The sequence below is a fragment of the Bradyrhizobium diversitatis genome, from assembly GCF_016031635.1.
GTDB classification, from domain to species: Bacteria; Pseudomonadota; Alphaproteobacteria; order Rhizobiales; family Xanthobacteraceae; genus Bradyrhizobium; species Bradyrhizobium diversitatis.
Genome location: NZ_JACEGD010000027.1, coordinates 1 through 21,877, shown reverse-complemented (window position 1 = coordinate 21,877; position 21,877 = coordinate 1). Strand labels below are relative to the sequence as shown.

Below are 21,877 nucleotides of genomic sequence, written 5' to 3'. Positions count from 1 at the left end.
GGATCGGTTCAATACCTGCGGTAGTCGCCGCGTGCCGAGCCGCCATAGCCACCGCCGTAGCCGCCGCGGCCCATGCCAATTCCGATTCCGATGCCGACACCCACGGCTGCGGGCGGGGGCGGCGGGGCACGCTCGTAGACGACCACTTCGTCGGGCGGTGGCGGCCGACGCGGCTTCGGTGGCGTCTCGACCACCTTGCGCTTCGGTGGGGTGTCGACGCGTTTCTTGATGGTGGGCGGAACGCTCGGATTGACAGGCGTCGCCGGCGACGGCGTCGAGCACGGGCAGGTCGGCGCCATCGCGACCGCGACGGGCGTCGCCGTGGCGGCCACGGGCAAGGCGTAGTTGCGGTTCTGCACGCGGAGCAGCAGCCGGCGCGCGGTTGCCGCGAGATCGCTGTTGTCCCAGTTCGCCAGATAGGCCTCGAACGAGGCGCGTGTGTTGATCGCGGTCGCGCGCTCCCAGGCCAGCATCTGCCGCCGCCGCTCGAGCACGGTGCGCAGGCGCGGCGTGCGGGCGTCCTGTGCGTAGAGTTCGATATAGGCCTGATAAGCGGGCACCGTGTCCTCGGTGATCACGAGTTCATAGGCGACCATGGCAGGCTTGCCTCGTAATTCCTTGCGCCAGTCTTCGAGGCTGCGCGTGCCGCCGGCGAGCGCCATCGCGGATGCGCCGGGAAGAGCGGGCGTGCTGCCGCTGCTCTCGCCGAAGAACCTGAAGTCGGTGGTCAGCGACGAACTCTCCCAGGGGATCTGCCGGCCGTCGGTCGATTGCGCCACGGCGACGCGGATGCGCTTGAACATTTCCTCGATTGCCAGATTGGGCTGCTTGGCAACCGTCAGCACGGCCGCGGTGTAGGGGCTGTCGATGCCGTTGCCGTCCTCGGCTTCGGCGCCGGGCGAGGTCGAATAGGAGATGAAGGAGCCGGGCGCGCCGGCCTTGGTGTCGACGATCGCAAGTCCGTGGCCGGCGCCGCTGAGCGCGGGGAACGGATTGTTGCGGCAGGCATCGAGCATGAAGATGCGCGCCCGCGTCGGCAGCGCGCCGAGCGTGTTGAGCAGGTCGTTCAGCCGCACGCCCTGGAGCGGAATGTCGGCCTCGCGCTTGGGGTCGAGATCAACCGGCACCAGGTAATTCTCGCCGTCGATCTGCAGGCCATGGCCGGCATAGAACACCAGTGCGACGGTATCGGCGCCGCTGGCACCGACCTTGCCGGCGAAATCCGAAATCGCCGCGCGCATCTCGTTCTGCGACAGGTTGGCCGCGGTGGTGACGGTGAAGCCCGCATTGCCGAGCAGCTCCGTCATGCCTTTGGCATCGTTGGCGGCGTTGGGCAGCTCCGGCACGGTGCGATAGGCCGATTGGCCGATCACCAGCGCAAGCCGCGTTTCGGCGGCCGCGTCCGTGGGAGTCGCCAATTGAGCAAGGGCGAGAAGACCGGACGCAAGAAGAAAATTCGAAAAGACTGGACGGCGCATGATGTCACCTCCAACGGCAATGCGCACGATGATGTCACTTTTCCTAAGTCCGCGCCATGAGAGCGTCTGTGCGCTGGATCACGTTACGCGGGCGACAAATCGGGCAGTGGATCTGGCCGGAGCTGCGCCTCAGGCCGTGCGCCGTCACGGCAGTCCGCGGTCCCAGGGCGTCACCGGCGCAAAGCGCGCGGCGAGAAAGTCGATGAAGGCGCGCACCTTGGCCGGCGGGCGGCGATCGGGCAGATAGACCGCATGCACGGCCGACGTCTGGATCTCTGGCTGGTCGAGCGGGAGCGCGACGAGCGCGCCTGAGCGCAAATCGTCGGCGATGATGAAGGTGGGTTGTCGCGCAAGGCCGAGGCCGGCCAGCGTCGCCGCGCGCAGCGCATCGCCATTGTTGGCACGCAAGGTGCCGCTGACCTGGACGCGGATCTCGCCCTCGACGCCGAACAGCCATTCCGCCGCGCTCGCCTGCTGCGAAAGCGTGTAGCCGAGGCAATTGTGCCGGGCGAGGTCGGCGACGGTGCGCGGTGTGCCGTGCCTGGCAAGATAGGAAGTTGCGGCACAGACCACGAGGCGGTTCGGCGCGAGCTTTCGGGCCACCATGCTGGAGTCGCGCAAGCTGCCGATGCGGATCGCGAGGTCCCAGCCTTCCTCGGCGAGGTCGACGAGGCGATCGTTGAGACCGAGCTCGACGGTGACCTCGGGATGGACTGCCGAGAACTCCGCGATTGCAGGCGCAATCTGCCTCGTACCGAACACGACGGGGACGTTGACCCGCAGCAGCCCGCGCGGCTCGACGCGTTCACGCGAGATCGCCGAGTCGGCGGCCTCCATGTCGGCGAGAATGCGCTCGGCGGATTCCAGATAGCTCCGTCCGGCTTCGGTGATGGAGAGCCGCCGCGTGGTGCGGTGGAACAGTTTTGTGCCGAGCCGCGCCTCCAGCGAGGCGACATGCTTGGTCACCATGGTCTGCGACAGCCCCATGGCCCGGGCCGCGCCGGAGAGGCTGCCGGCCGCGGCAACCTTCGCGAAGACCTCCAGGCTGGTCAGGCGGTCAAGCAAGCCGATCTCGCTCTGTTGGTGTGAAGTATATTTCAAAAATACCAGATTATCACCGATATGAGAATAGATCATCTTGAGGCGCAAAGGAGACCGCCATGATCGATTCCCGTACCGCCCCTTACGCCGCGCTGGTGCTGCGCGTGACCCTGGGCGCGCTGTTCCTGGCTCATGCCAGCCTGAAGCTGTTCGTGTTCACGCCGGCTGGTACCGCAAAGTTCTTCGGTAGCCTCGGCTTTCCGCCCGAGCTCGCCTATCTCATTATGACCGTGGAAGTGCTCAGCGGTGTCGCGCTGATCCTCGGCGTCTGGACCCGCTATGCGGCGCTGGCAGGAATCCCGATCCTGCTCGGCGCGATCTTCACGGTGCACGGCGCGGCCGGCTTTTTCTTCACCAATCCCAAGGGCGGCTGGGAATTCCCCGCCTTCTGGGCAATCGCGCTCGCGGCGCAGGCCCTGCTCGGCGACGGCGCCTACGCGCTGCGTCCCTCGCGCGATGTCGCGGCGGCGGGCGGCCAGCTCAGCGGCGCACATTCGCGCTGACGTCACCGCATTCGCTCAAGCCTCTGGAGCCGCGGGATCACGATGCCCGCGGCTTTCGTCGTTTGCTTCGTTGCAATCCGATCAATCTGCGTTCAGCATCGATCCATACCTGAATTGGATCGATCTCCCCCAATCCTGCATGGCAGGTCTCGTCGCTGCCGTGCGGCATGTGCGAAAACACCGACAAACGGAGGCGTTCCGTCGCGATTTCCGCGGAGCGCCCGTCGCTCGTGTCATCGCGACGTTGCCGGCCGCATCCCTTGCCTGTGCCGTCGCTTTGGCCATACAGTCCGCGCAACAGGCTGCGGCAACGATCGTGGCGAAGAAAAAGAGCAGGGAGAAGCCGCACCATGACCATCGTGCCCGTGAACCGTCGCGCGTTCATCAAGTCATCGGCGGCGGTCACCGCCGGCATTGTGCTCTCCCCCGCTATCATCGGCCGAGCCGAAGCTGCGACGCTGAAGCTGAAGTGCTCCTCCTCGCTGCCGAACGATCCCAAATACGCCAATGGCCGCGTCTACTACGACAACCTGATCAAGAATCTGAAGGGTAACGGCCTCGGCGAGCAGATCGAGGTCGCCTTCTTTCCCGACAATCAGCTCGGTCAGGAGATCGACGTCATCAATTCGGTGAAGCTCGGCGTCATCGACCTCATGGTGTCGGGTTCGTCGATCTCGGCCAATCTGGTGCCGCTGGTCGGCACCTTCGACCTCGGCTTTCTGTTCTCGAGCTTCCCGCAGCAGACCAAGGCGTTCGAGGCCGGCGCCGCCAGGCCGATCGAGGATGCGCTGCTCAAGGGCGGCAACATCCGCATCATCGCCTGGGCCTACAATTTCGGCTCTCGCAGCGTGCTGGGGAAGAAGCCGGTGAAGACGCCGGAGGATCTTGCCGGCCTCAAGATCCGCACCCTGCCAAATCCCGTCATCACCGAATGCCTGCGCCTGATGGGCGCGGCCGCTACGCCGCTTGCCTTCGGCGAGATCTACACGGCCTTGCAGGCCGGCGTGCTGGATGGGCTCGAGCACGACCCGCCGACCATCCTGGCCAGCAAGTTCTTCGAAACGGCGAAGTTCTACGCGCTGACGCAGCACAATTTCTCGCCGCTCGCGATCTACTTCAGCGACATGACCTACAATCGCATGGATCCGAAGCTGCGCGAGGGTTTCCTCGATGCCGCCAAGAAGGCCGCGGCCGACACCCGTGCCCATGGACTCGCGGTCGAGAAGGAGGCGCTTGCGGCGTTGACTGAGAAGGGCGTGACGGTCGCCGAATGCGACCGCGAGGCGTTCAAGAAACGCGTGGAGCCGCAGACCAAGAACTTCATCAAGGCGCGGCCTGGCTCCAAGGCCGTCATCGACATCATCCGCGCGACGCAAGCCTGATATGGCGATGACAGTCGCCGTGCCCCTCTCGGGCGGCCGCAACGGCAGCATCGTGCTGCTGCTTCGGCTCAGCGATGCGATCGCGGCCATTCTGCTGGCCGCCGATCTCGTGGTGGTGTGCGCCTCCGTGCTGCTGCGCTTCTTTTTGAACGCGCCGGTCGAATGGTCCGACGACGTTGCTCGCGGACTGATGGTCGGCTCGGCCTTCTTCGGCGCGGCGAGCGCGCTCGCGCGCGGCGAGAATATCGGTGTGTCGTTCTTCCGCGATCTCTTGCCGGTGCGGCTGCGCACACTGGTCGATGCCGCCAGCGCGCTGCTGATCGTGGTGATCTCCGGCTATGTCGCCTACAACGCCATCAAGCTGGGCTCGCTGACGTCGGGGCAGACCACCGGCTCCGGCCTGCCGCTGGAGCTGACCTTCTATCCGATGGGCATCGGCGCGCTGTTCATGACGGTGTTCGCGATTGATCATCTCTGCGCGAGGCCGTTCCCCGAGATCGTCAGGGGCCTTGTTGCCATCATCGCGGTGACCGGCCTCTATCTCGCCTGGGATTATCTGTCGCCGTCGTCGGTGCCGTCGGCGGGCATGCTGATGCTGATCGGCTTCTTCGCTACCCTGTTCGGCGGCTTGCCGATCGGATTTGCGTTGGCGCTCGCCGCACTGATCTTCATCTGGGTCGAGGGCGCGCTGCCCGGCGTCATCTTCGCGCAGCAGATGGCACGCGGCATCGACAACTTCGTGCTGCTCGCGATCCCCTTCTTCATCCTGGTCGGCTATCTCATGGAAGCCAACGGCATGTCGGTGCGGCTGATCGAGTTGCTGCAGCGCGCCGTGGGCCGGATGCGCGGTGGGCTGAACGTTGTGATGGTGGCCTCGATGGTGCTGTTCTCCGGCATCTCCGGCTCGAAGATGGCCGACGTCGCCGCGGTCGGTTCGGTGCTGATCCCGGCGGCGCGACGCTCGAAGCAGAACCCCGGCGGCGCAGTGGCGCTGCTCGCAGCCTCCGCAGTGATGGCGGAGACCATTCCACCCTGCATCAACCTGATCATCCTCGGCTTCGTGGCGAACCTTTCGATCGGCGGCCTGTTCGTGGCGGGTCTCTTGCCGTCGGCGCTGATGGCGCTGGTGCTGATCGCGGTGTCCATCATCTTCGGCACGCGGCCGGCGGAGGCGGAGGATGTCGAGCCGCAAATGCCGGTGTCGGGTCTGTGGAGCGGCGCGATCGCCTCGTTCGGCCTGATCTTCATGATTTTCTTCGGCTTCAAGAGCGGCTTTGCCACCGCGACCGAGATCTCGGCCTTCGCGGTGGCCTATGCGCTCGTCGTCGGCAGCGTGGTGTTCCGCGAGCTCGGCTTTAAATCGGCCGCGCACAGTTTCGTGCAGGCGGCGACGCGCGCAGGCCTGGTGCTGTTCATAGTCGCCGCCGCGCAGTCGCTGGCGTTCATGCTGACCTTGCAGCAGGTGCCGCATGCGGTCGGCGACTTCATGCTCGGCCTGTCCAAGACCTCGGGCGTCTGGCTGTTCATCCTCTTGGCGATCGCAGTGCTGATCGTGATGGGCTCGGTGCTGGAAGGCGCGGCCGCCCTGATCATCTTCGGGCCGCTGCTGCTGCCGGTCGCCGTGCAGCTCGGCGTCGATCCCCTTCATTTCGGCGTCGTGCTCGTCATCGCCATGGGCATCGGCCTGTTCGCGCCGCCGCTGGGACTTGGCCTCTACGGCGCCTGCCTGATCGGCAACGTGCCGATCGAGCAGACCGTGAAGCCGATCATGGGCTATCTCGGTCTCTTGTTCCTCTGCCTGCTCGTCATCGCCTTCGTGCCGTGGCTCTCGACCGCGCTGCCGCGGGCATTCGGCTACTGAAGGGGGCTGCCGTGAAGGTCCTGCTGGCTCACACGCCGGAGATGCGGCGCAATTACTATGGTGATCGCAGCCTGAACGGCCTGCGCGCGGCCGCCGAGGTGATCCTGCACGAGGGCGATGACCCGCTGGACGCAGCCGGCCTCGTACGCGCCGCCAAAGAGGCAGACATCATCGTCGCCGATCGCATGACCGAGGGCTGCGGCGAGATCTTTGCGCAATTGCCGCACCTGCGAGCCTTCGTCCGCTGCGCCGTCGACATCCGCAACGTCAACGTCGAAGCGGCCTCGGAGGCCGGCGTGCTCGTGACCCGCGCCGGACCCGGCTTCGTGCAGGCGGTGGCCGAGCTCGCGCTCGGCTTCATGGTCGATCTCTCCCGCGGGGTGTCGCGGACCACTGCCGACTATCAGGCCGGTCGCAAGGCGGAGGCGCGGATGGGCCGCCAGCTCGCCGGCAGCCGAATCGGCATCATCGGCTATGGCAGCATCGGGCGCTATCTTGCCGAAGTGGCAAAGGTGCTGCGCATGGAGGTGCTGGTCGCCGATCCCTTCGCGAACGTCAGCGACAGCGCCATCCGCCAGGTCGGTCTCGACGAGCTGCTCGCCGCATCGGACTACGTCGTTTGCCTCGCCATTGCCAACGAGCAGACCGAGAACCTGATCGGCGAAGCGGCGCTGTCGCGCATGCAGAGGCGTGCAGTCTTCGTCAATCTCTCGCGCGGCAATCTCGTCGACGAAGCCGCACTGGCGCGCGCACTGCGCGGGGGCCGCATCGCCGGCGCGGCGATGGATGTCGGCCGCGCACCCGACCAGATGCCGACGCCCGAGCTGGCGAAGCTGCCCAATGTGATCGCCACGCCGCATGTCGGCGGGCTGACGCCGCAGGCGATCGAATATCAGTCGCTGGAAACCGTGCGGCAAGTCGAGGCCATCGTCAAAGGCGAGGTGCCGCCAGGTGCGGTCAACGCCGACCGCTGGATGCGGCGGCCGTGAAGGGCCCTACAGCCGATCCACCGCCCTGAACGATCCGTCCTTCTGGATCACCGTCAAAAACACCTTCGGCGGCGTATCGATCATGCGCGGGCCGACGGTGACGATGGTGCCGCTGATGTCGAAACGGCCGATATCGTTGATGGTGCGCAATAGGCTCGCGCGCGTCGGCTGCGGTCCGGCCCTTTCCAGCGCCGCGGCCGCGAGGCGACCGGAGATATAGCCTTCGAGCGACACGAAGTCCGGCGTCAGCGTCGGATCGAACGCCTGCTGCGCCCTCTGGTAGTCGGCGACGAGCTTGAGCGAGCGGTCCCAGGGAAAAGGCACGACCTGCGAGACGACGACGCCTTCGCCGTCCGGGCCAAGCTCCCCGGCGAGCGCGTTGGCGCCGACGAAGGAGACGTTGACGAAGGTCGGAGAGAAGCCGCTGCGGCGCGCGAGCTTGATGAATTCGGCGCAGGGGCCGTAGGTCCCGACCATGACGACGGCTTCGGGCTCGGCTCGCTTGATCATCCGCAAGGCCGCGGCGACAGCGCGGGTATTGCGCTCGAAAGTGCCCTCGGCGGCGAGTTCGAGGCCGCGCCTCGCAAGCGCCCGCTTGACGCCGAGGAGGCCGTCGCGGCCGAAGGAATCGTCCTGGTAGAAGATGCCGATGCGGGTGAAGCGGCGATCCTCGGTGAGGTGCTTGACCCAGGCCTCGGCCTCCGCGCCGTAGCTCGCGCGGATGTTGACGACGTTGGGAAGCTCGAGGTCGCGGAGGAATTCGGCGCCGGTGAAGGGGCCGATGAAGGGAATGTTCCTGGTGCTGGTGATCGGAATTGTCGCGATGGCAGTCGGCGTGCCGACCGCGCCGATCAGCGCGAACACCTTGTCGTCCTCGATCAGGCGCAGCGTCTGCGTCACCGAACGATCGGGGTCGTAGCCGTCGTCGCGGCTGATGAGCTGGAGCTTGCGGCCGTGGACGCCGCCCTTGGCGTTGATCTCGGTGAAGGCCGCGACGATGCCTTGCCGCATGCGCTGTCCGAGCGCGGAGGAGGGGCCCTCGAGCGCTGCCGCCTGACCGAACAGGATCGCGTCCTCGCCGACGCCGACTTCGTCGCCCTTGGCGGAAAGCATCGCTGCGGCCAACAATGCGATGGTCAAGCCGACGTAGGTCGCGAACGGCGATCGTGACATGAGGATGCTTGCCGAATACAGGATGGGTTGCGGAGACGATAAATCCTGCGGGCTGAACAGGACGCTAATTTGTGCCGCGTCGACGGTCCGTAAGACTCCGGGCAAAATCGGCAAGTTACTGCCACTCTGCCGGAACTTTCTGGGCAATCGTTAACTAAGCCGCGCGATGCGCGGCGGTGCGGTTTGCGAAATTGGGCAGTTCTTAACCCCGATCCTGGTCCGATAGTCGCGCCGGCGGCTCAACCAGAAGTTCGTGCCGCCGTACCGATGGGGACTTGCAGATCAAGATGGGCGGTCGCGATCAGAACGATCAGGATCGGAGGCATATGAGCGGATGGTGGCGTGCCGCGCCGCTGCTCGGGCTTTATCGCCCTGCGCTCGTGGCGGTCGGCATCGGCCTGCTGTTCTCGATCGTGGGCGCTGCCGCCGTGGCGCGGTGGGAGGATCGCGTCAACCGGGGCGAGTTCGAGAACGCGGCCGAGACCCAGTCGATCGTCATGCAGAACGGCATGAACGAGTATATCTCACGGCTTCTCGCGCTGCGCACGCTGTTCGAATCGACCAGCGACGAAGTCACTCGCAGCGAATTCGAGACCTTCAGCGCCCGCCTGTTCGAGCGCCATCCCGGCATGCTGCGCCTTGCCTGGTTGCCGCGCGTCAACAGCAAGGAGCGCGCCGAATACGAAGCTGCGGCGATCGCCGACGGCGTGTCCGGCTATCGGATCAAGTCGCTGCAGGGTGAGAGATTCGTCACCGCAACGCAGGGCGACGAATATTTTCCGGTGTTCTACTCGACTCAGCCGAAGACCTCGTCGGTCTACGGCATGGACTACGCGACCGTTCCGGAGCGCCGGGCGCTGCTGCAGCGCGCGCGCGACAACGATCGCGTCGCAGCCATTCGCACCCGCCTCTTCGAGCCGAAGCAGGGGGGCAGCCGGGTGCCCGACGTTCTCGTCGCCATTCCCGTCTACGCCAAGGGCACGTCGCGCGAGGAGATCGCGGACCGGCGCCGCAATCTCGCCGGTTTCGTGGTCGGCATCTTCGACCTGCCGCTGCTGATCCAGTCCATTCGCGTGACCACCGGAGCAAGCCCGGCAGTCAGCATGAACGTGTACCCGCCCTTCGCGGCGCAGGTCGCCAACGAAGAGGAAGCGCTGCCGGACTACTCGTCGGCCGCCACCGCGCCGCATTCGATGCGGGACATCGCACAGGCCGTGCACTGGTCGGGCAGTCTCAAGATCGGCGATACCGCCTGGCAGGTGCGGGCGGTTCCAACCGCCGGCGGTCCGCTGGCGACGACTTACGATCGCGCCGGCGCGGTGCTGATCGTCGGCATGCTGCTGACGATGTCGCTGTCGACCTATCTGATGCTCGCGAGCCGCAATTCGCGGCGGCTGTCGCAGGCGAACCGGCGGGTGCTCGAACTTGCCCAGACCGACATACTCACCGGACTGCCGAACCGCGCCTACTTCCTCACCCGGCTCGACGAGATGCACCGGCAATCCGGCGTGACGGGTCTGCCCTTCGCGATCCTGATGCTCGACCTCGACCGCTTCAAGAACGTCAACGACTCCCTCGGTCACGCAGCCGGCGATGCGCTGCTGCGCCAGGTGGCGCAGCGGTTGAAATCCGCGATGCGCGCGAACGACGTGCTGGCGCGGCTCGGCGGCGACGAATTCGCCATCATCCAGGAAGCCTGCGAGGACCAGCGCGCCTGCTCGACCGAGCTGGCGGCGCAGATCGCCAAGCTCGTGAGCAGACCTTTCCTGCTGCCGGGACACCGCGTCGAGATCGGCACCAGCATCGGCATCGCGATCTCGCCGGATCACGGCAGCGATCAGGAGCAGCTCCTGAAGAAAGCCGACCTCGCGCTTTATCGTTCGAAATCGGCGGGCCGCAACTGCTTCACCATCTACGACGAGGCGATGTCGGCCGAGCTGGAGGCCCGCAATACGCTGGAAGGAGATCTGCGCGACGCCATCGCACAGTGCCAGCTGGAGGTGCACTATCAGCCGTTCGTCGATGCCCTCAGTGGCGTACGGCGCGGCTTCGAGGCGCTGGTGCGCTGGCGGCATCCGACGCGCGGGCTGATCCCGCCGGACCAGTTCATCTCGCTAGCGGAAGAGACCGGTCTGATCGTGCCGCTCGGCGAATTCGTGCTGCGGCGCGCCTGCGCTGACGCCGCCGGCTGGCCCTCCGATCTCATGGTCGCCGTCAACTTGTCGCCGATCCAGTTCAAGGAGGCCGAGCTGTTCGACATGATCTGCGCGGCGCTCGCCGATTCCGGCCTGCCGCCGCAGAGGCTGGAGATCGAGATCACGGAATCCGTGCTGCTGGAGCGCGCGGTCGAGAACCACGCCTTCATGGAGCGGCTGAAGAGCATCGGGATCGAGCTGGCGCTCGACGATTTCGGCACCGGCTATTCGTCGCTCAGCTACCTGACCGCGTTCCCGTTCGACAAGATCAAGATCGACAAGTCGTTCATCCGCAACCTCACGCATCAGCCGCGCAGCTCCGCCATCATCTCCGCGATCGTGACACTGGCGCGCGGGCTGGACATGTCGGTCACGGCCGAGGGCGTCGAGACGTGCGAGGAGTTCGAGCGGCTGAAGGTGCTCGGCGTCAATTTCGCGCAAGGCTATCTGTTGGGCAGGCCGCAACCGATCGAAGGGATCCAGTTCGACGAGCAGGCCAAGCCGTCGCGGCGCGACGCCGCCTGAACGCGCCTCGGCGAGGTGTGGATGGCCGGGACGAAGTCCGGTCCGACGCCGTGGAAGCCTCGTCCTCGCTCAGCGGGCATGCGCGAAAAAGCGCTTGACCAGAGCATCCCCGGATGATCCGAAGGAACGTCTAGGGATGAAACAAGCACAACATGCGGCTTCCGTTCTTCTACGGCTGGGTGGTGGTCGCCGTGACCTTCGTCACCATGGCCATCGGCGTCAACGCGCGTACCGCCTTTTCGCTGTTCTTTCCGCCCATCATCTCCGAGTTCGGCTGGGAGCGCGGCGTCACGGCGGGCGCCTTCTCCTTCGGCTTTGTGGTGTCGGGCGTGGTCAGCCCGCTGATCGGCCGCCTGATGGATCGCGCCGGGCCGCGCGCGGTGATGGAGCTCGGCATCGTGCTGATGGGCGGCGGGCTGCTGCTGGCACCGCTGACCAGCGCGCCGTGGCATCTCTATGTCACCATCGGCGTCATGGTTGGTGCAGGCTCGGTGTGCCTCGGCTATTCCGGCCAGTCGCTGTTCCTGCCGAACTGGTTCATCCGCAAGCGCGGCTTCGCCATCGGTATCGCCTTCGCCGGCGTCGGCATCGGCTCGGTGACGCTGCTGCCCTGGGTGCAGCACCTGATCGAGCAGACCGGGTGGCGCACCGCCTGCACCGCGATGGGACTGCTCGTCCTGATCGTGCTGGCGCCGATCAATCTATTGCTGCGCAAGCGCCCCGAGGACATCGGCCTTCAGCCGGACGGCGATGCCGCCCCGGCCGCAGGCGCTCCAAAACCGATCTCCAATGTGGTCGACGCCGTCTGGGTCAGTACCGACTGGACGCTGAAACGCGCCGTCGCGACCGCGCGCTTCTGGTGGATTGCGCTGGGCTATTTCTGCGGCCTTTACATCTGGTACGCGGTGCAGGTGCATCAGACCAAATTCCTGCTCGACATCGGCTTCAGCGCCAATGTTGCGGTGTGGGCACTCGGCATCGTCAGCCTGCTCGGAATTCCCGGCCAGATCCTGCTCGGCCATGTCTCTGACCGGATCGGGCGAGAATGGGTGTGGGCGATCAGCTGCGCGGGCTTTGCGATCTGTTTTGCGGCGCTGATGGCGCTGAAGTTCCAGCCGTCGCTGTGGCTGGTTTACCTGATGGTCCTCACGCAAGGCGCGCTCGGCTACGGTCTCACCTCGATCATGGGGGCGGTGGTGTTCGAGATTTTCCAGGGAAGGCACCAGGGCAGCATCTTCGGCACGATCATGCTGGCGGCGCTGGCCGGTGGTGCGGCAGGACCGTGGGTGACGGGCTTCCTCTATGATCGTGCCGGCGACTACACGCTTGCCTTTGCCATCGCGATCGTCATGAGCGGATTGTCGGCGCTCTCGATCTGGCGGGCCGCGCCGCGCAAGGTGCGGGCCGTCGCCGGCCGGCTGCACAAGCTCCCCGGCGGTATTGCGCGGTAGGTTGTCTCAAGCATCGCATTGGACGTTTCCTCTTCGGAGAGCGTTAAGCATATCGCGTCTTGGCGTGACACCACGGGCCCGCAAAAACGTCTTGGACACCATCGGAGCACTAGCGTCGGTTCAGTACCACTTCTTCCCGACGCCGTCCGGTTCCAACGATGTCCGCCTCCGATTGTCCCACGACCGAAATGCCGGACGTGCTGCGCGCCGCACTCGCACGCGCCGAGGATGGCGTCGTCATCGTCGATGACGCGCATCGCATCACGCACTTCAACCCTGCCGCGGAGCGGATCTGGAAGCTCGCTGCGACCGAAGTGCTCGGCCGCAACGCCGCAGTGCTCACCCTCAAATGTCTCGAGGCCGGCGCGACCGCGGAGTTCCGCGAGGAGATCAGCCTCGTGCGGCGCGACGGCAGCCGCATCAAGGCGCTGGTGTCGATGTCATCAACGACGATTGGCGGCGCGACCCATCGCATCGTGTTCGCTCGCGACGTCACTCTTGATGCGGATCGGCGCGTCAGGATCGCGCTTCTCCACGCCGTTGCCGACCAGACCAACCGCGCGGTGATCATCACCGACGTCGGGCAGAACATCGTCTACGTCAATTCGGCGTTCACGGCGCTGTTCGGCTACACCAGCGAGGAGGCCGTAGGTCGCAGCGCCGACGGGCTCGTTGCCGGTCGTCACACTGACCGCAAGGCCCTCGCGAACCTCGTCAGGCGCCTGATGCGTGGCGGACATCGCGGCGAGGCCGAGCTGCTCGTCTACGACAAGGACGGCGAGGAGATCTGGGTCTCCGCCCGGATCGACACGTTCCGCGACAGCAAGGGCCGGGTCAAGCATATCTTCGCGTTGCTCGAGGATATCACCGAGACCAAGCAGCTGCGCTCGCTTCAGCAGCTCATCATGAGCGCGCTCGCCGACGAGGTGCCGATCGGCGAGATTGCCGACCGGCTGTGCCGCCGCGTCGAGGAGATCGCGCCCGACGTGGTCTGTTCGCTGCTTCACGTCGATGCCGCCGGCCTGATCCATCCGCTCGGCGGTCCCAGCCTGCCTGAGGACTATTCCCGCGCGCTGGACGGCATCGCGATCGGCCCCAATGTCGGCTCCTGCGGCACCGCGGCCTTCTACGGTACACCGGTTCTGGCGACCGACCTCGACACGGATCCGCGCTGGCAGCCCTACAAGGCGATGCCGCTCGCGATCGGCCTGCGTGCGTGCTGGTCGACCCCGGTCAAGGCCAAGGACGGCCGCGTCATCGCGACCTTCGCCTTTTACTATCGCGAGCCGCGCGCGCCGAGCAATTGGCACCGGCGCATCGTCGAGGCCTGCGTCAACCTCGGCGCCTTCGCGATCGAGCGCAAGGAGGCGCGCGCCGAGATCGCGCGGCTTGCCTATCACGACATCCTCACCGGCCTGCCCAATCGGGCCCAGTTGCGGCACCTGATCACCACGGCCATCGATGCCTGCCCGACCAGCAGCCATGTCGCGCTGGCCTTCCTCGACGTCGATCATTTCAAGGACGTCAACGATACGCTTGGTCACGCGGCCGGCGACGAGCTCCTGGTCCAGCTCGCGCAACGCCTGCGCGAGCATATCGGTCCCGGCGACATGCTGGGTCGGCTCGGCGGCGACGAGTTCGTCATCCTGCTGCCGCAACGCAACGTCGAGAGCGCCGAGCGCGTCGCGGCCGATATCGCCGAAGCTCTGGCGCGCCCGCTCCGGCTCGGGTCGAAGCTGATGCCGATGTCTGCCAGCATCGGCATCAGCCTCTACCCCGATCACGCCACCGATATCGACACCTTGATGCAGCAGGCGGACGCCGCCATGTACATGGCCAAGCAGGCCGGACGCTCGACCCATCGCATCTTCAGTGCCGAGATGAACGTGCTCGCCGAGCAGCGGCTGGCCCTGATCGCGGCACTGCGCCGCGCGATCGCGGAAGGCGCACTGAGTCTCAGCTACCAGCCGCAGATCCGCAGCTGCGACGGCGCGATCCATGGCGTCGAAGCGCTGGCGCGCTGGCGCGATGCCGTGCTCGGCGACGTCTCGCCGGCAAAGTTCATCCCGCTCGCCGAGGAATGCGGCCTGATCGAGCAGATCGGCCTGTGGTCTGTGCGCGAGGCCTGCCGGCAGATCGCGAGCTGGCGCCACGCCGGGCTCAACATTCCCTGCGTCTCGGTGAACCTGTCGCCGATAAATTTCCGCAACGTCGCGCTGGCGGCGCGGCTGAAGGACATCCTGGCCGAATACGATCTGCCGCCGGACGCGCTGATGCTGGAGATTACCGAAGGCGCGTTCATGCAGGACGGCGTCGCAGCGCTGGAGACGATGAACGCGATCCGCGAGCTCGGCGTCGGCCTCTCGGTGGACGATTTCGGCACCGGCTATTCCAGCCTGAGCCGGCTCGCGCATCTGCCGATCCGCGAATTGAAGATCGACCGCAGTTTCATGCGCGACATCGAGAAAGACCCGGGCGCGCTCGCGATCGCGACCGCCGTGGTCCGCGTCGGTCAGGGCCTCGGCATGACCGTGGTCGCCGAGGGCGTCGAGACCGAGGGGCAGCGCAGGACGCTGGCCGAGCTCGGCTGCGACATCGTCCAGGGCTTCCTCTATTCACCCGCGCTGCCTCCTGTCGCCTTCGAGCGCTGGCTGATCGACCACTGCGCCGAGCAGGCGAGCGCGATGCTGCGGCGGCTTGATATCACGCCGGCGGGCGAGGATGCGGTGAAGCGGTCGGCGTAGCTGCCTTCGAGCGATATTTCCGGCCGATAGGAACGCATCAAACCGCATAAGGCTGGGCACCAGGACGTCGCCGATACCGAAGCAGTTCGAACCACCAGCGATATGGAGGACAAGCGATGAGACGGTATTCCCAATCGCATGCGGCGAAGGAGGCGAACAGTCTCTTCAAGCAGACCGTGACGAAGCCCGCGACCGATTACGAGAAGGCGGAACAGACCTTCCACGCAAATCGTGAACGACTCAAGGCTGAACGGTTGGCGAGGGAAGCTGAACGACGAAGCCAATCCGAGAAGACGAATTGAGTGCCGCTGTTCTACTTTGACATCTGGGATGGTGAATCCTCGGAAACCGCCGCGCACTTTTCCCGATCATGCTTTAGAGCATCGGAAGCACGACAATCCCGTCTTCGAGCTCCCCTGAAGCAAGGCGCGCCCGCGCCATACGCTCGAACTCCGTTCGGTGCTTCTGCAGATAGCTGAAGGCCTGCTTCTGGGTGTTGAATGTCGTGGCAAGCCGGCACATCTGGCGGTTTGCGCCGGATGCGAGGAAGAAGGTGATGGTTCCGTGGTCTGGTTTGATTCTAGGCACGATCTGCACTCTCCGGCAATGAGATCGGCACTTCAAGTTTGGCCGGCGGCGTTGAAGTCGACTATCGCGCCGGCTTTCTTGAACGCCTCTTCAGTGTAGGCGCCGGCAAAGCTGTTCGAAGCGCGTCGTCAGCCGCTTCCTTCGCCTCGCGCACCTCTCGAAGCCGCGCCATGTTCTTGCGAACCTCGATGGCTTGTCTTTCGACGTCTGCCAATGCCCGGGCTCCCTCTTCAGCGGCGAGGCGCTTGCGATCGGAACGCGCAATGCTTTCGGGTGACGGCTCTACCGGTTTCTTGGTGCTCATCGTTCACCCGGATCCGCAACGGCCAAACCCGCTCAATCCCGGGATTGAGCGGGCGAAGCAACCGTTTCAGTACATCCGTGAAACGGCGCCACGATATCAGGCCAGCGAGAGGTTCTCAGCGCTGACTTTGCCTCGCATCTTGTCGGTCTTGATCTCGAAATTGACCTTTTGGCCCTCGCCGAGACCAGCAAGACCAGCGCGTTCAACCGCGCTGATGTGAACGAACACATCGTTGCCGCCATCGCTCGGCTGGATGAAACCGAAGCCCTTTTGGCCATTGAACCACTTGACTGTACCTGTCGTCATTCTCTTCTCCAAAGCGCACAAGCGCATCCCGCGCGACAATCACGCAGCTATCTTCAACTTCGTCGATGACATTGGAAAAGGAGCCCGCGGGCGCATTCAACAAGGCACAGCGGCTAATCGAACGGCCTCAACATATATGATTTTCGCGGTTTTGCAAGGAGCGAAGCCGGTTTGTTTTCTGCAGGCCACTTCCTCCGGTCCGTCGAGGCGCTTTGCGTGTGTCCGTCGAGCTTCAAGCAGGACGTTATCGATTGACAGCGCCGCGCGACAGTGGTCACGTTGACGTCACCAAGGTGCTCGCCGTGACAGGCAGATCGGCTCGTCCGAAGCCGCGACGATGTCGCCATCACTATCCTCAAAAATTCGCAATGAAGCTCCTGCGCAATTGGCTGCCCTGCAGGACGTGTCGCATTCGCAGCCCGGGCCAGGAGGAACAAATTGCACGTACTCGTCAGAGACAACAACGTTGAGCAGGCACTCCGTGTTCTCAAGAAGAAGATGCAGCGCGAGGGCGTCTTCCGGGAAATGAAGCAGCGCCGTTCCTACGAAAAGCCGTCCGAGAGAAAGACCCGCGAGAAATCCGAGGCCATTCGCCGCGCCCGCAAGCTCGCCCGGAAGCAGGCGATCAGGGAGGGATTGCTGCCCGCGCCACCGAAGAAGAAGCCCTTCGAGCGCAAGCCGCCCCTGCCGGAGATCAAAGCAAGGCCGGAGTAGAAGCGATCTTGATTCCGGATATCATGACGGCGCGCCACCGCTGAGGTCGCAGAAAAGCCGGGCCCGGCTGTCCCGGCGGCTGTCTTCCTTATGGCCTGAAATCGATGCCTCGAAGCACGATGCCCGGCGGGGTGCCTTCGAACTCGGTGGCGCGATATTTGCTCTCGGCGCATGCTTCGATGCGATCGCGTAGACGGGCGAATTGGGCTTCCCGCTGCTCGGGCTTGACGTGTGCACCGTGCTCGAGATCATCCATCGCTGAGGTCGAGATCGCGCAAGGAATCTCCCGGGCGCCGTCATGCATCGAGAACCGGACGATCATCCGGTCGTATTCGTGGTCGATAAAGCGACCGCTGGTCAGTGTGCTGGTCAGTGTCATGGCTCACTCCGTTACGTGTTGGCTTCCTTGCGAGTTCGCGCCCTCCAATCATTGACTGGTACCGCGCGCCCGCTTCCCGGCTCCCGCCGAATATGCACGTCGAGAATGCAGGTGGCCCTCGCTCAGCCCTCTCCGGACAGCCGGGCGAAATCGTCGAACAGCGCCGAGACGAGCGCGCGATGGCGCGTGTCCTCGGCCGGCAGGCCCGCAGCATAGAGGTTGAGCAGATGGCGCGCCTTCACAGCGGCCTCCGGCCAGGACGCAGCGGGAACCGTCATCATGCGGTGTTCGAGATCGGCCTCGCGCTCGCGCAGCTCTCTGACATGGGCCTCGACCTCTGCCAGCGCGCGGCGCAGGTCGGTGGCCTTTTGCGCGGCCATGCCACGACGCTTGTCGAGATCGACCGGCTGGTCAGTCATTGGCGATGCTCGCGTCTGCAGCTTGCGCATTCGCAAGATCGACAGAGCCGATCGACAGCATCTCCATGGTACCGCCCCCACCTTCGGCGGGCACGGTGATCATCGTGGCGACCCGGCGATAGGCGGCGAAGGTCAGGCCTTCGATCGTCTCCTCGTCGGTGACGACCTCATAGGCGCCGGCCGGCAAGATGCGCTCGATGCCGCGGATGTGGAACGGATGCCTGAAGGTGACGGTCTCTCGCCGCGAGCGGATGGTCATGCGCACGCCTGCCTTTCGCAAGTGAAGCCCCAACCGGTGCCGGCTGCTGCGAGCATGCGCCTTTGGCACGGCAATAGCCAGCACTATCGTGTCCTTACGGGCGAACGGTCACGTCGCGGTGCGACGACAGAAGGCACTTAACGCTCGCTATTGGTTCGGCGCGGGCGTAGGCTCGCAACCATCACCGCGCGTCTCGACGGCTTCGACCGGTGACTGTGGGCAAATGTGCTCCCGCCGAAGGCTGCGCTGGAGCGTTCGATGTCGGGTGATCGCATTTCGGAATGGATCGTGCCGCCGGTGATCGTTCCGCTGTTTCTTCTGCTTCTCGTGTGCGGAGCCGTGGTCCTCAATGGCTAGGACAATACGCGTGCCGTATCTGGTCTGTGGAACCAACGAATACGGCAGCTCTAATCTCGGCCGGGGAACTGCGGCGGTCGCGTTGCGTCTTGCGGAAAAACTGCTGCGCGAGGGCTACATGGACGTCAGGGTCTGTACCCCGCGCGGCCGGGTCCTGCAGCCGAGTGAATTCGACGAACTCAAACCAGCAAGGGAGAGCGACATGGCAAAGGGCCAGCAACGCGGCAACCGCGAAGCCAAGAAACCGAAGAAGGACAAAGCCAAGGTGATCGCCGCGGCGCCGTCCCGCAAGGAAGCCGCTTGGCAGCCGGATTTCGGACCTGCGAAGAAGAAGTAGCGAGGGGACCGCATTTGAAGCGCGACAAATATGCCGCGCGGCGATTGAAGGCACAGGTTCTGATGCGACGCCGATCCCGTCCGACGCCGCAACCGTGATCGCGCGCAAGAAGCTGTCGGCCGGCATCGATCGGCCGGTCACGGATGTTCCAAGCAGGCGCACGCTTTCACAAATGCACGATGGGCGGACGACGAGTAGTCGAGGCACTGAACGGAGATCGTGCGAGAGGCATCAGAATCCGTTGAAATCTCATGTGAAAACATCTTGTGAACGATAGCTGCGGCGAGCGGTCACACGGCTGGCGTTCCAACGCGTAAATCTGGACCGTCGGTTGCCGATGTCGGATAATTGCGTGGATCTGGTGTGGCGCCTCCGCTCCCCAGGCTTCTCACATTATTGAGACACACGCCATGGCACAGGCGCGCGCCTTCGCGCAGAAGCTCGAACGGTTCTTGCATTTGAGGGATGCGCCGCCAACGCTGGTCACGCGTTCGCTGCGCAGCGCCGAGCTCGCCGTCACCGAGACACGGGATGACCATCCGATTCCGCGTCTCTCCGAGTCGATGCCCTCGGAGGACGCCTATCTCGTCAGCCTCAAATTCCGTGATTTCGCCGATTGTGAGTGCTGGGAGCACGGCCGATGCGTGACCAAGCGCGATATCCGCGCCGGTGCCACTTATCTCTACGACCTGAAACGCGATCCGCGCTACGTGATCGACAAGCCCTTCCATTCTCTGTTCTTCCATCTGCCCCGTTCGGCATTGGACGACATGGCGAGGCAAAGCGGCGCGCCGCGGATCGGTGAGCTCGCCTATCAGCCCGGCGTCGGCCACGACGATATGACCATCCGTCATCTCGGCGCGTCGTTCCTGGCGGCGTTGCGGCAGCCCGAAGAGGCCAACCAGCTCTTCATCGACCACATGATGCTCGCGCTCACCGCACATGTTGCGACGACCTACGGCGGATTGCGGCGCGCCGCCGAGCCGGCGCGCGGCGGCCTTGCCCCCTGGCAGGTGAAGCGGGCTTGCGAAAGGCTGGAGTCCGATCTCCGCGGAAAGCTTTCGCTGGAGAAGATCGCAGCCGAGTTCGATCTCTCGGTCAGTCATTTTTCGCGCGCATTTCGCGTCTCGACCGGCCTGCCGCCGCACCAATGGCTGCTGCGCCAGCGCGTGGACACGGCCAAGCAATTGATGACGGTGCGCGACCTGTCGCTGGCGGAGATCGCGATATCGGCCGGGTTCGCCAATCAGAGCCACTTCACCCGGGTGTTTTCCTCGGTGGTCGGCATCAGCCCGGGAATGTGGCGCCGTGAGGCGCAGGGCGTGCCGGACGGCGAAACGTGATCCCACCGTTCAGCGGCGCTCGGTCTGGGAGATGGCGTAGGCGTCGCGCCGCGCCGCAAATATCTCGTCCGGCGGATGGCCGATGCCTTCGGCAAGATTGGCTGGATTGAACACCGACGCCTCGCACGCTCCGTTTGGTTCAGTGCCCGTTATCACGATCGTTCCGAGGCGCACCGCCTCGCGTCCATCCTCGTCGGGCCAACGGATGGTCACGTCCATGACGGGATCGCCGGGACGGTCCAGCAGCGCCATCACGCTGAACCTGACATCGCGCGCCGCGATCCGGGAGTCGAGATCGCGCAGCAAGCCGGTGGACTTGGCCGTGGCGGCGTGCTCGCTCGGCCTGCGTTCGTCGCCCACCGGCGCGACCTTGAACTTGATGAACCGTGTCTCACCCCTCGCATTCGTTGCGGGAAAGGCGTGCACGCCCCAATAGGTCGTGTAGGCGAGGCTTGCCGGCGGCGGATTCGCGGCAAGATAGCTTGCCTGACGCAGCGTCTCCGGATTGGCGGCGGAGAATGCCTCGACTCGAGCCATGTCCGGCTTGCCGTCCGGTCCCGGCATGCGCGCTTGCAGGAAAGCCAGCATCTGGTCGAGCGTTCTGGCGAAATGAACCGGGACGCTCTGGGTGACGATATCGGAGAGCTGATCGCCGCTGCCGAGCCGGAAGCTGAAGCCGCGCAGCGAGCACCCGTCGATGTCGACCGCGTTCGCGGAGACGCCGTCCGCCGAGAAACGCGCCAGCACCCGGGAGGGCATGGTGAAGCTGCGGGACCTGGTGATCTCCTTGGCCTGATCCGAGGGGGCATAGGTGCCGCGAACGCATCGGCCCCAGCAAAAGCTCGCGCGCACCTTGGGCTGAAGACCGGCAGCCGCCCTCAGGACATCGACAACGGACATCGGTATGGCTGCGCCGCTCGGGAACTGAGGCAGAACCGAACCTTTGGATTCGAACGATGGGCTTGTTTGTGGCGCAGGGCGCGCCGAAAAATCTTTCCCAAAGCGGACATGCCTTGTCCGATCCTGCGACGAATCTCGCAACTCGCTGGCTCGGGACCAGCCGCTCGCTCGAGACACGACTACGGCATGTCCTCAACAAGCGATGGCCGCCTGATGTCCGGTCTGCCGCCTACGCCGAAGAGCGAATGGTCTCGCAGGTCGCAGATGGGCAGATATTGTTGCAAAAGTCAGTTGAGACGAGCCAGCAAGCGTGATTCCGTTGTGTTGACGCGAATCGCGACGAGGTCGATCCATGATGGGCCGTCTGAAGGGTGACCAAGGTCAACTGTTCTACGAGTTTCATCTCAGCGATGTAGTTCCCGAAGATCATCTGGTGCGGAAGATCGACACTGCTCTCGATCTATCCTGGCTTCGCAGCGAACTTGCTCCTCATTATTCGTCCATGGGTCGCCCGTCGATCGATCCGGAGCTGATGATCCGGATGTTGATCGTAGGGTATGTCTTCGCGA

Annotated in this window: 23 protein-coding genes; 12 read left to right on the top strand and 11 right to left on the bottom strand. The window is 64.9% G+C overall.

Translation table 11 applies throughout. The annotated features are described in order from the left end of the window. Window positions 1-8: 8 nt before the first annotated feature. Complete coding sequence (locus tag H1B27_RS26705; protein WP_246515731.1) at window positions 9-1,418, bottom strand: caspase family protein; 1,410 nt, start codon at window positions 1,416-1,418, stop codon at window positions 9-11. Window positions 1,419-1,622: 204 nt separating this feature from the next. Beyond that, a complete protein-coding gene (locus tag H1B27_RS26700) occupies window positions 1,623-2,543 on the bottom strand; it encodes a LysR family transcriptional regulator (RefSeq protein WP_197968116.1) in 921 nt (306 codons plus the stop codon). A gap of 95 nt (window positions 2,544-2,638) precedes the next feature. Between H1B27_RS26700 and H1B27_RS26695 the strand changes: the two genes are divergently transcribed. Further along, a complete protein-coding gene (locus H1B27_RS26695; RefSeq protein ID WP_061877608.1) occupies window positions 2,639-3,082 on the top strand; it encodes a DoxX family protein in 444 nt (147 codons plus the stop codon). A 37-nt stretch (window positions 3,083-3,119) separates the two neighbouring features. Here the strand turns inward: H1B27_RS26695 and H1B27_RS26690 are convergent, their stop codons facing one another. After that, a complete protein-coding gene (locus tag H1B27_RS26690) occupies window positions 3,120-3,434 on the bottom strand; it encodes a hypothetical protein (protein WP_197968114.1) in 315 nt (104 codons plus the stop codon). On the opposite strand from H1B27_RS26690, the gene H1B27_RS26685 reads away from it, so the two are divergent. The 3 genes from H1B27_RS26685 to H1B27_RS26675 are packed head-to-tail and all read left to right on the top strand — an operon-like array spanning window position 3,433 to window position 7,314. Then, entirely contained in the window at window positions 3,433-4,464 is a 1,032-nt protein-coding gene (locus H1B27_RS26685) for a TRAP transporter substrate-binding protein (protein WP_197968112.1), read from the top strand. The genes H1B27_RS26690 and H1B27_RS26685 overlap by 2 nt on opposite strands. Window positions 4,465-4,471: 7 nt before the next feature. Next, window positions 4,472-6,325, top strand: a complete 1,854-nt coding sequence (locus H1B27_RS26680) for a TRAP transporter large permease (RefSeq protein ID WP_197968110.1) — start codon at window positions 4,472-4,474, stop codon at window positions 6,323-6,325. An 11-nt stretch (window positions 6,326-6,336) separates the two neighbouring features. Further along, window positions 6,337-7,314, top strand: a complete 978-nt coding sequence (locus H1B27_RS26675) for an NAD(P)-dependent oxidoreductase (RefSeq protein WP_197968108.1) — start codon at window positions 6,337-6,339, stop codon at window positions 7,312-7,314. A 6-nt stretch (window positions 7,315-7,320) separates the two neighbouring features. On the opposite strand, the gene H1B27_RS26670 is transcribed toward H1B27_RS26675, so the two are convergent. Beyond that, window positions 7,321-8,487 carry an ABC transporter substrate-binding protein gene (locus tag H1B27_RS26670; protein WP_197968106.1) on the bottom strand — a complete coding sequence of 389 codons (1,167 nt, stop codon included), beginning with the start codon at window positions 8,485-8,487 and terminating at the stop codon, window positions 7,321-7,323. 326 nt (window positions 8,488-8,813) lie between these two features. Between H1B27_RS26670 and H1B27_RS26665 the strand changes: the two genes are divergently transcribed. From H1B27_RS26665 to H1B27_RS26655, 3 genes are all read left to right on the top strand, one after another. Then, on the top strand, window positions 8,814-11,207 hold the full coding sequence (locus H1B27_RS26665; RefSeq protein WP_246515730.1) for a bifunctional diguanylate cyclase/phosphodiesterase: 2,394 nt from the start codon (window positions 8,814-8,816) through the stop codon (window positions 11,205-11,207). A gap of 152 nt (window positions 11,208-11,359) precedes the next feature. Further along, window positions 11,360-12,658 carry an MFS transporter gene (locus H1B27_RS26660; RefSeq protein ID WP_197968102.1) on the top strand — a complete coding sequence of 433 codons (1,299 nt, stop codon included), beginning with the start codon at window positions 11,360-11,362 and terminating at the stop codon, window positions 12,656-12,658. Window positions 12,659-12,816: 158 nt separating this feature from the next. After that, on the top strand, window positions 12,817-15,402 hold the full coding sequence (locus H1B27_RS26655) for an EAL domain-containing protein (RefSeq protein WP_197968100.1): 2,586 nt from the start codon (window positions 12,817-12,819) through the stop codon (window positions 15,400-15,402). A gap of 375 nt (window positions 15,403-15,777) precedes the next feature. On the opposite strand, the gene H1B27_RS26650 is transcribed toward H1B27_RS26655, so the two are convergent. The 3 genes from H1B27_RS26650 to H1B27_RS26645 all read right to left on the bottom strand — a co-directional run bounded on the left by H1B27_RS26650 (window position 15,778) and on the right by H1B27_RS26645 (window position 16,600). Continuing rightward, on the bottom strand, window positions 15,778-15,999 hold the full coding sequence (locus H1B27_RS26650; RefSeq protein ID WP_061877614.1) for a hypothetical protein: 222 nt from the start codon (window positions 15,997-15,999) through the stop codon (window positions 15,778-15,780). Window positions 16,000-16,051: 52 nt separating this feature from the next. After that, the gene (locus tag H1B27_RS40335; RefSeq protein ID WP_082821951.1) at window positions 16,052-16,294 is read right to left on the bottom strand and encodes a transcriptional regulator; all 243 of its coding nucleotides are present in this window, start codon (window positions 16,292-16,294) and stop codon (window positions 16,052-16,054) included. 96 nt (window positions 16,295-16,390) lie between these two features. Then, a complete protein-coding gene (locus H1B27_RS26645; protein WP_028181638.1) occupies window positions 16,391-16,600 on the bottom strand; it encodes a cold-shock protein in 210 nt (69 codons plus the stop codon). Between the two features lie 438 nt (window positions 16,601-17,038). Here H1B27_RS26645 and rpsU point away from each other — a divergent pair, with 438 nt between their 5' ends. Next, window positions 17,039-17,314 carry a 30S ribosomal protein S21 gene (gene rpsU, locus H1B27_RS26640; RefSeq protein ID WP_025038058.1) on the top strand — a complete coding sequence of 92 codons (276 nt, stop codon included), beginning with the start codon at window positions 17,039-17,041 and terminating at the stop codon, window positions 17,312-17,314. 88 nt (window positions 17,315-17,402) lie between these two features. Here rpsU and H1B27_RS26635 read toward each other — a convergent pair whose 3' ends face one another. From H1B27_RS26635 to H1B27_RS26625, 3 genes are all read right to left on the bottom strand, one after another. Beyond that, window positions 17,403-17,693, bottom strand: a complete 291-nt coding sequence (locus tag H1B27_RS26635; RefSeq protein ID WP_061877615.1) for a DUF1488 family protein — start codon at window positions 17,691-17,693, stop codon at window positions 17,403-17,405. Between the two features lie 122 nt (window positions 17,694-17,815). Then, window positions 17,816-18,112, bottom strand: coding sequence for a hypothetical protein (locus H1B27_RS26630; RefSeq protein WP_061877616.1), 297 nt, complete (start codon window positions 18,110-18,112; stop codon window positions 17,816-17,818). After that, window positions 18,105-18,371, bottom strand: a complete 267-nt coding sequence (locus H1B27_RS26625; protein WP_131869778.1) for a hypothetical protein — start codon at window positions 18,369-18,371, stop codon at window positions 18,105-18,107. Before H1B27_RS26625 ends, H1B27_RS26630 begins: the two co-directional genes overlap by 8 nt. Before the next feature lie 367 nt (window positions 18,372-18,738). Here H1B27_RS26625 and H1B27_RS26620 point away from each other — a divergent pair, with 367 nt between their 5' ends. Beyond that, window positions 18,739-19,065: a hypothetical protein gene (locus H1B27_RS26620; RefSeq protein ID WP_197968225.1), complete on the top strand. Its 327-nt coding sequence runs from the start codon at window positions 18,739-18,741 to the stop codon at window positions 19,063-19,065. Window positions 19,066-19,475: 410 nt separating this feature from the next. Next, window positions 19,476-20,408 carry a helix-turn-helix domain-containing protein gene (locus H1B27_RS26615; protein ID WP_197968095.1) on the top strand — a complete coding sequence of 311 codons (933 nt, stop codon included), beginning with the start codon at window positions 19,476-19,478 and terminating at the stop codon, window positions 20,406-20,408. 9 nt (window positions 20,409-20,417) lie between these two features. Here H1B27_RS26615 and H1B27_RS26610 read toward each other — a convergent pair whose 3' ends face one another. Continuing rightward, window positions 20,418-21,308, bottom strand: a complete 891-nt coding sequence (locus H1B27_RS26610; RefSeq protein ID WP_376709003.1) for a catalase — start codon at window positions 21,306-21,308, stop codon at window positions 20,418-20,420. Between the two features lie 56 nt (window positions 21,309-21,364). Here H1B27_RS26610 and H1B27_RS26605 point away from each other — a divergent pair, with 56 nt between their 5' ends. Then, the gene (locus tag H1B27_RS26605; RefSeq protein ID WP_197968224.1) at window positions 21,365-21,622 is read left to right on the top strand and encodes a hypothetical protein; all 258 of its coding nucleotides are present in this window, start codon (window positions 21,365-21,367) and stop codon (window positions 21,620-21,622) included. A gap of 38 nt (window positions 21,623-21,660) precedes the next feature. Continuing rightward, a partial coding sequence (locus H1B27_RS26600) for a transposase (RefSeq protein ID WP_376709002.1) occupies window positions 21,661-21,877 on the top strand: 217 nt, incomplete at its 3' end.

Excerpts from the sequence above, each read along its gene's own strand:
- H1B27_RS26670 (WP_197968106.1), bottom strand. The coding sequence starts at position 8,487 with ATGTCACGATCGCCGTTCGCGACCTACGTCGGCTTGACCATCGCATTG.
- H1B27_RS26685 (WP_197968112.1), top strand. The coding sequence starts at position 3,433 with ATGACCATCGTGCCCGTGAACCGTCGCGCGTTCATCAAGTCATCGGCG.
- H1B27_RS26635 (WP_061877615.1), bottom strand. The coding sequence starts at position 17,693 with ATGACACTGACCAGCACACTGACCAGCGGTCGCTTTATCGACCACGAA.
- H1B27_RS26645 (WP_028181638.1), bottom strand. The coding sequence starts at position 16,600 with ATGACGACAGGTACAGTCAAGTGGTTCAATGGCCAAAAGGGCTTCGGT.
- H1B27_RS26610 (WP_376709003.1), bottom strand. The coding sequence starts at position 21,308 with ATGTCCGTTGTCGATGTCCTGAGGGCGGCTGCCGGTCTTCAGCCCAAG.
- H1B27_RS26680 (WP_197968110.1), top strand. The coding sequence starts at position 4,472 with ATGACAGTCGCCGTGCCCCTCTCGGGCGGCCGCAACGGCAGCATCGTG.
- H1B27_RS26605 (WP_197968224.1), top strand. The coding sequence starts at position 21,365 with ATGGGCTTGTTTGTGGCGCAGGGCGCGCCGAAAAATCTTTCCCAAAGC.
- H1B27_RS26690 (WP_197968114.1), bottom strand. The coding sequence starts at position 3,434 with ATGGTGCGGCTTCTCCCTGCTCTTTTTCTTCGCCACGATCGTTGCCGC.
- H1B27_RS26655 (WP_197968100.1), top strand. The coding sequence starts at position 12,817 with ATGTCCGCCTCCGATTGTCCCACGACCGAAATGCCGGACGTGCTGCGC.
- H1B27_RS26660 (WP_197968102.1), top strand. The coding sequence starts at position 11,360 with ATGCGGCTTCCGTTCTTCTACGGCTGGGTGGTGGTCGCCGTGACCTTC.
- H1B27_RS40335 (WP_082821951.1), bottom strand. The coding sequence starts at position 16,294 with ATGAGCACCAAGAAACCGGTAGAGCCGTCACCCGAAAGCATTGCGCGT.
- H1B27_RS26695 (WP_061877608.1), top strand. The coding sequence starts at position 2,639 with ATGATCGATTCCCGTACCGCCCCTTACGCCGCGCTGGTGCTGCGCGTG.
- H1B27_RS26665 (WP_246515730.1), top strand. The coding sequence starts at position 8,814 with ATGAGCGGATGGTGGCGTGCCGCGCCGCTGCTCGGGCTTTATCGCCCT.
- H1B27_RS26625 (WP_131869778.1), bottom strand. The coding sequence starts at position 18,371 with ATGACCATCCGCTCGCGGCGAGAGACCGTCACCTTCAGGCATCCGTTC.
- H1B27_RS26630 (WP_061877616.1), bottom strand. The coding sequence starts at position 18,112 with ATGACTGACCAGCCGGTCGATCTCGACAAGCGTCGTGGCATGGCCGCG.
- H1B27_RS26615 (WP_197968095.1), top strand. The coding sequence starts at position 19,476 with ATGGCACAGGCGCGCGCCTTCGCGCAGAAGCTCGAACGGTTCTTGCAT.